Source organism: Roseovarius lutimaris, from assembly GCF_900115165.1.
Taxonomy (GTDB): Bacteria; Pseudomonadota; Alphaproteobacteria; order Rhodobacterales; family Rhodobacteraceae; genus Roseovarius; species Roseovarius lutimaris.
Genome location: NZ_FOVP01000054.1, coordinates 1 through 5962 on the forward strand (window position 1 = coordinate 1; position 5962 = coordinate 5962).

Annotated in this window: 6 protein-coding genes and 1 tRNA gene; 2 read left to right on the forward strand and 5 right to left on the reverse strand. The window is 62.5% G+C overall.

Annotated features, from left to right (window positions below):
- Window positions 1–367 precede the first annotated feature (367 nt).
- From ggt to BMZ91_RS20680, 3 genes are all read right to left on the reverse strand, one after another.
- On the reverse strand, window positions 368–2155 hold the full coding sequence (gene ggt / locus BMZ91_RS20670; protein ID WP_092842473.1) for a gamma-glutamyltransferase: 1788 nt from the start codon (window positions 2153–2155) through the stop codon (window positions 368–370).
- Window positions 2156–2175: 20 nt separating this feature from the next.
- Window positions 2176–3291: a THUMP domain-containing class I SAM-dependent RNA methyltransferase gene (locus BMZ91_RS20675; protein ID WP_092842470.1), complete on the reverse strand. Its 1116-nt coding sequence runs from the start codon at window positions 3289–3291 to the stop codon at window positions 2176–2178.
- A 62-nt stretch (window positions 3292–3353) separates the two neighbouring features.
- A complete protein-coding gene (locus BMZ91_RS20680; RefSeq protein WP_092842474.1) occupies window positions 3354–4340 on the reverse strand; it encodes a 2-hydroxyacid dehydrogenase in 987 nt (328 codons plus the stop codon).
- A gap of 112 nt (window positions 4341–4452) precedes the next feature.
- On the opposite strand from BMZ91_RS20680, the gene BMZ91_RS20685 reads away from it, so the two are divergent.
- Both BMZ91_RS20685 and BMZ91_RS20690 read left to right on the forward strand, forming a co-directional pair.
- On the forward strand, window positions 4453–4947 hold the full coding sequence (locus tag BMZ91_RS20685; protein ID WP_092842471.1) for an SH3 domain-containing protein: 495 nt from the start codon (window positions 4453–4455) through the stop codon (window positions 4945–4947).
- A gap of 132 nt (window positions 4948–5079) precedes the next feature.
- Window positions 5080–5154: transfer RNA gene (locus tag BMZ91_RS20690), tRNA-Gln, on the forward strand.
- Between the two features lie 152 nt (window positions 5155–5306).
- Here BMZ91_RS20690 and BMZ91_RS20695 read toward each other — a convergent pair.
- Together BMZ91_RS20695 and BMZ91_RS21580 are read right to left on the reverse strand one after the other, a co-directional pair.
- On the reverse strand, window positions 5307–5672 hold the full coding sequence (locus BMZ91_RS20695; RefSeq protein ID WP_092842472.1) for an HNH endonuclease: 366 nt from the start codon (window positions 5670–5672) through the stop codon (window positions 5307–5309).
- Window positions 5669–5962: hypothetical protein (locus BMZ91_RS21580; protein WP_177193949.1), on the reverse strand; the 294-nt coding region annotated here is incomplete at its 5' end. The genes BMZ91_RS21580 and BMZ91_RS20695, both read right to left, overlap by 4 nt.

Genomic DNA, 5962 nt, shown 5'->3' on the forward strand with positions numbered 1-5962 from the left:
CGTCTGGTCCGTTTGGCGCCCCGTCGTGCATCTCTGCGCCGCCGGTGAAGGGGGTTCTACGGTTACTTACCAAAACCCGCAACCCCTTTTTTGGCAAAAATTGAATTTTTCTGCATCTGCACGTTTTTCCCTTAAAAATAAGGGGTTTGGGAATAGGATTTTGGGTCTCACATCCCCTCACGCCCAATCCATGGGATAAATAAAAACAACAGGAACAGGTATTTACCCAGATTCGGGCGAAATGGTCGCCGCAAAGACGAAAAAGGGGACATCGATTCCCTTGTCGCTTTTTCTGCGGCCCCTGCCCCCGATCAACGCGCCTGATGTATCGCGCCGCAGCCGGCGCGACCCTGCGCAGGATGAGTGCTCACTCGCCGTATGCCAGCCCCTCGCGGCGCGGGTCGGCGCCGCCGCGCAGGCTGTCACCAACCTCAATCGCATGCAGGCCAGAGGTAAGATCGCGCGGGCTCACCTCATAGCCCATGTCGCCAAGCGGCGCGGCCAATGCCTCGGCTGTTGTGCCGACCTCAAGATCATAAGCGCCGAAGCGGTTCACCAGATGCGGCAGGGCAACGGCGGCCTGCACATCCAGACCCCAGTCGACCCAGGCAATGATGCTTTTGGCCACATATCCGATGATCCGGCTGCCACCCGGACTTCCGATAATCAGGACCGGTTTGCCATCCTTGCGCAGGATCGTCGGCGCCATCGACGAGCGCGGCCGCTTGCCCGGCGCAACCCGGTTGGCGATAGGCAGGCCATTTTCATGGCTGGCAAAAGAGAAATCCGTCAACTCGTTGTTGAGCAGGAACCCACCCACCATAAGACGCGAGCCAAAACCGTTTTCAATCGTCGTGGTCATCGACAGGGCATTGCCATAGCGGTCATAGATCGAGATATGCGAGGTCGAGGGAAGCTCGATGGCGCGATCATCGCCCCAGTCGAGGGCGTGATCGAACTCGGGCTGGCCGGGGCTCACCTCGGGCAAGGCATCATCGCCCACAAGCAGCCTGGCGCGCTCTGCGAGATAGCCCTTTGCCAAGAGCCCCTCGACCGGCACCGGCACGAAATCGCTATCGGCGAGGTAACGCCCCCGGTCGGCAAAGGCCAGACGGCTGGCATCGCCGATAAGCCGCCATGCCTCGGGGGTATCCGGCCCAAGCGCCGCAAGGTCAAAGCCCTCAAGCAGACCCAGAATCTGCCCCACCGCCACCGCACCGGATGACGGCGGCCCCATGCCGCAGACCTCATACCCGCGATAGGGCGAACAGACTGCGGCGCGCTCCTTGACGCGGTAGATCGCAAGGTCAAGCGGGGCCAGCACACCAGAGTTCTTGCCCGACCGCTGAACCCGCTCGGTGATATCAAGCGCCATCTCGCCGGTATAAAACCCCGGCGCGCCCTTGGTCGCCAAAAGGCGAAGCGTCTCGGCATACTCCGGGTTGCGCAGGATCTGTCCGACGCCAAGCGGCACGCCGCCGGGCAGGAAATAATCGCGCGTATCCTCGAACTGCGACAGGCGCATGGCATCGCCTGCAATCAGGCTGGCAAGGCGCGGACTTACGGCAAAGCCATCTTCGGCCAGTGTGATCGCCTCGTCAAAAAGCCCTGGCCAATCGGCGCGCCCCCAACGGGCATGCGCTTCTGCCATCAGGGCGGGGGTGCCCGGCGTACCAACCGAACGCCCGCCAACCACGGCGTCAAAGAACGCAAGCGGCTGACCGGCCTCGTCCAGAAAAAGCCGGGGCGTGGCCGCCAGCGGCGCGGTTTCGCGACCATCAAGCGTGGTGATCTTGCCGCTCGCCCCGTCATGCCAGACCAGAAACGCCCCGCCGCCAAGGCCAGAGCTTTGCGGCTCGACCAGCCCAAGAACCGCCTGAACCGCGACCATGGCATCGGCCGCCGTGCCGCCAGCCGCCAGCACCCGCGCGCCAGCCTCGACCGCATGCGGGTTGGCGGCGGCAATCATCCAGTCCTTGGCCTCGACCGGCTGTCCGGCATCTTTGAGGGCGCGCGACCGGGCCAGCAGCGCCGAAATCTCGCCCTGCCCCGCACTGCGCCCTTCGGGTGCGATTGTATCCGCGGCCTGTTGGGCCTGAACCGGGCCAAGGGCCCAGATCAGAAACATTCCCGTCACCAGCATCTTCAAGCGCATGATTGCCCCCATTTTCCGGTTTAACGCAGCACCCCCGTGCGGTGCAAAGTGATCTTGAGCCCGCCATGCGCCACCGAGGTCGCACCGGGCAAGAACGGCAGATCGGTCGCGCGCGCAAGGCCGCCGTCACTTGTGACAATCCCGACGCGCCAGCCGCGAAACCTTGTGCGCAACACCTCGCCCAAAGCGCCATACAAGCCGAACAACAGTTTGCGATTGCCGATCCGCGCACCATAGGGCGGGTTCACCATGACAAGGCCGCGCGGCCCCTCGGGGGGCAAAAGCGCGCTGATCGGCTGACAGGTGAACTCTGTGATGTGATCGACGCCCGCGCGCGCGGCATTGGCCGTGGCCATGCGCACCGCCCCGGCATCACGGTCAAAGCCATAAAAGCGCAGGGCTGTGTCGCGCGGTGGATCACCGGCGCGCATCGCCGCCCATGCGCGCGCGTCAAACCCGGCCATATCCTCAAACGCGAAATGGCGCGCGCGCCCCGGCAACAGCCCAAGCGCAACCTCGGCCGCCTCGATCGGAAAGGTGCCAGAGCCGCACATCGGATCGACAACCGGCTCGGTCCCGTCATAGCCACACTCGCGCAGGAACATCGCGGCCAGCGTTTCGCGCATCGGCGCCTTGCCGACCGCCTCTTTATAGCCGCGCCGGTGCAATGGCTCGCCCGAGGTATCAAGACTGAAGGTCACAAGATCATCCTCGATCCGCGCCATCAGGCGCAGCGGGGCCGTATCATCAAGCGGCGCGCCAAGCGTCTCGGATATGGCGCGCTTGATCCGCTCGCTGGCGGCCCCGGCGTGATAGATTTTCGACTTGCGACAGATCACCTCGACGCGCAGGGGCACATCGGGGCGCAGATAGGCCGCCCAGTCGAATTTGCGTGATCGCTTGTCAAGCTGCGCCAGGTGAAAGGCGCGAAACGATCCGATCCTCGCCAGCACACGTCCGGCGCCGCGCAATTCAAGATTGGCGCGCTGCACCTCGCGCCAGCCGCCCATAAAACTAACGCCGCCCGGATGCTGCGTGGTCGGGCCAAAGCCCTTTTCCGCGACCTCTGCGGCCAGGTCGGCCTCGAGTCCGGGGGGGGCGGCAAGAAAAATCTCAAAGGGCTGGGCTGGGTTCATGGCACCCTCATAGGGCCAATCGCGGCAAGATGCGAGCGTTCACGCGGGCCACCCTCCCCCGTTCAAAGCATGGCCGGCACAACCTGATCAGGCGGGCGGTGGCCATCGTCAAAGGTCTTGATATTCACCAGAACCTTTTCACCCATCTCGATGCGCCCCTCAAGCGTGGCCGAGCCCATATGCGGCAAGAGCACCACATTCTTGAGCTCACGCAGACGCGGGTTGATCTCGGCGCCACGCTCGTAGACATCAAGGCCGGCACCGGCAATTTCGCCCGCCCGCAACATCCGTGTGAGGGCGTTTTCGTCGATCACCTCGCCACGGCTGGTGTTCACGATCACCGCATCGGGCTTCATCAGCTTGAGACGCCGCGCGTTCATCAGGTGAAAGGTCGAGGGCGTATGCGGGCAATTCACGCTTATGACATCCATGCGCGCGACCATTTGATCAAGGCTTTCCCAATAGGTCGCGCCAAGTTCCTGTTCGATCTCGGGGCGCAACCGGCGGCGGTTGTGATAATGGATCTGCATGCCAAAGGCCGCCGCGCGCCGCGCCACCGCCTGCCCGATCCGGCCCATGCCAAGAATACCAAGACGGCGCCCCGACACCCGACCGCCAAGCAGCGCATTGGGCGACCAGCCCTGCCATTCGCCCGCCTGCATCCGCGCAAACCCCTCGGGCAAACGCCGGGTCACGCTCAGGATCAGCGCGAGCGCCATATCGGCGGTGTCATCGGCCGACACGCCGGGCGTGTTTGACACCAGAATCCCATGCTGGCGCGCGGTGTGAACATCAATATGATCGACGCCCGCGCCATAATTCGCAATCAGCTTGAGCCGGTCACTGGCCTGGGCAATCACCCCCGCATCAATCTTGTCGCACAGCGTCGGCACCAGAACATCGGCCTCTTTCACCGCCTTGATAAGGTCGGCCCGCGTCATCTGCTCATCGCGTTCCGGCAACTTAAGGTCGAAAAGTTCACTCATCCGTTTTTCAACAGGCTCGGGTAAGCGTCGCGTTACGACAACACTCAGGCGTGTAGATGGCATCAAGACCCTCCTTGTGCTTTGCAATTCAAGCGCGTTACTGGCAGAGTGACGCAGGAACGAGCGGGGCACAAGAACCCCGTGCATATTGTCGAGCATAAATCGGATAAAGACCATGAAATCAGGTATTGCCGCCCTAATGGCGCTGGTGCTGTCGCTGCCAATGGCGGCGGGCGCACAGGAGCGCGGGCCTGTCACCAACCTGCCGCTGCCACGGTTCGTGTCGATGAAGGCCTCTGAGGGCAATGTGCGGCGCGGCCCAAGCCTGACCCATCGGATCGACTGGGTGTTCAAGCGTCGTGACATGCCGCTTGAGATCACCGCGGAACATGGTCATTGGCGCCGTGTGCGCGACCGCGATGGCGCGGGGGGCTGGGTGCATTACTCGCTATTGTCAGGCGTGCGCACCGCGATTGTCGAGCAGGACATGCTCGATATTCTGGCCAAACCCGAGCCCGGCGCAATGGTCGCCGCACAGCTTGAAAGCGGCGTGATCGCGCGACTCGAAGAATGCGAGCCCGACTGGTGCGAGATTTCCGCCGCCGGATATGACGGCTGGGCCCCCAAATCGGCCCTCTGGGGCGTGGCCGCCGATGAGGTGTTTGAATAGGCGTCCCACGATTTTTTATGTTGTTTATCTTTGAAAATCAGACCTCTAGCTGACAATTCACGGTTCGACACGTTTTTTTTGCCTTCCGCTCTTGAACCGCGCCAAGGTCCAGAGTAATTACCGCGACACGATTGGGGTGTGGCCTAGCGGTAGGGCAACTGTTTTTGGTACAGGAGATCGTAGGTTCGAATCCTACCACCCCAGCCAGTCACTCGCAAAGCTCGTGACGTCTTGCGCTGCAACGACTTTTCCTGACCTGTGCTTCGAAAGTGCCCCAAACGCTGCCCCAGCCACCCCCATCTCATCCACAACGGGTGAAACGGGTGGCGACCAGAGCAGCCTCACGAGGCTATGCCACGCTACAGCATGTCGAAGTCCACGCCATAGGCAGCAACCTCCCAGTCGTCATGCTTGTTGTCGGCCCTCGTCCCAACCTCCAGATGGTCAGGATTGATGCATAGACCGTTGTGGCACCGATGGCGAACCACATCATCGAAGGTCAGCACCTCGCTATGGGTCACTGCATAGATGAGGCGATAGGCGCGCGTCTGGTGGCCCCTGAAGCGAACCTTGCGGCGGGATGGCCCCGGGGTCACCAAGCAGCCCTCAGGCGTCTCCGTAGCATTCTGGAGCAATGCGGAGACCCGTTTCAGGGCCTCCTCGTGGTGGTTCCGGATCACATCGGCCAGCCAGCGCTCCGTCGGCTCAATCAGCAGGTAACTCATAGGTCGACCTCCACGTCATCGCTAATCGGCTGTCGTGAGCCATCGGGGCCGACGACCTCACCTCTCTGGGCGGAATGGCCGGGCCGGAGCCACACCACACGAGCGTAGTCCACACCGCCCCACTTGACCGAGACCTTGTGCCAGCCAAGCTCCAGCATCTTGTGGCGGATCGTCTCCGTATTCGCGTGCATCGTCGACTGGACATAGTGAACGAGATCACTCTGCGTGATAAAGTTCTGGTCCCGTCCATTGAGGTACTCCTCCAGCCGCTCAGTCGAGACCTGCCTGCT

What these genes read in the sequence shown, in the direction of transcription:
- ggt (WP_092842473.1), bottom strand. Translation starts at nt 2,155, where the DNA reads ATGCGCTTGAAGATGCTGGTGACGGGAATGTTTCTGATCTGGGCCCTT.
- BMZ91_RS20695 (WP_092842472.1), bottom strand. Translation starts at nt 5,672, where the DNA reads ATGAGTTACCTGCTGATTGAGCCGACGGAGCGCTGGCTGGCCGATGTG.
- BMZ91_RS20685 (WP_092842471.1), top strand. Translation starts at nt 4,453, where the DNA reads ATGAAATCAGGTATTGCCGCCCTAATGGCGCTGGTGCTGTCGCTGCCA.
- BMZ91_RS20680 (WP_092842474.1), bottom strand. Translation starts at nt 4,340, where the DNA reads ATGCCATCTACACGCCTGAGTGTTGTCGTAACGCGACGCTTACCCGAG.
- BMZ91_RS20675 (WP_092842470.1), bottom strand. Translation starts at nt 3,291, where the DNA reads ATGAACCCAGCCCAGCCCTTTGAGATTTTTCTTGCCGCCCCCCCCGGA.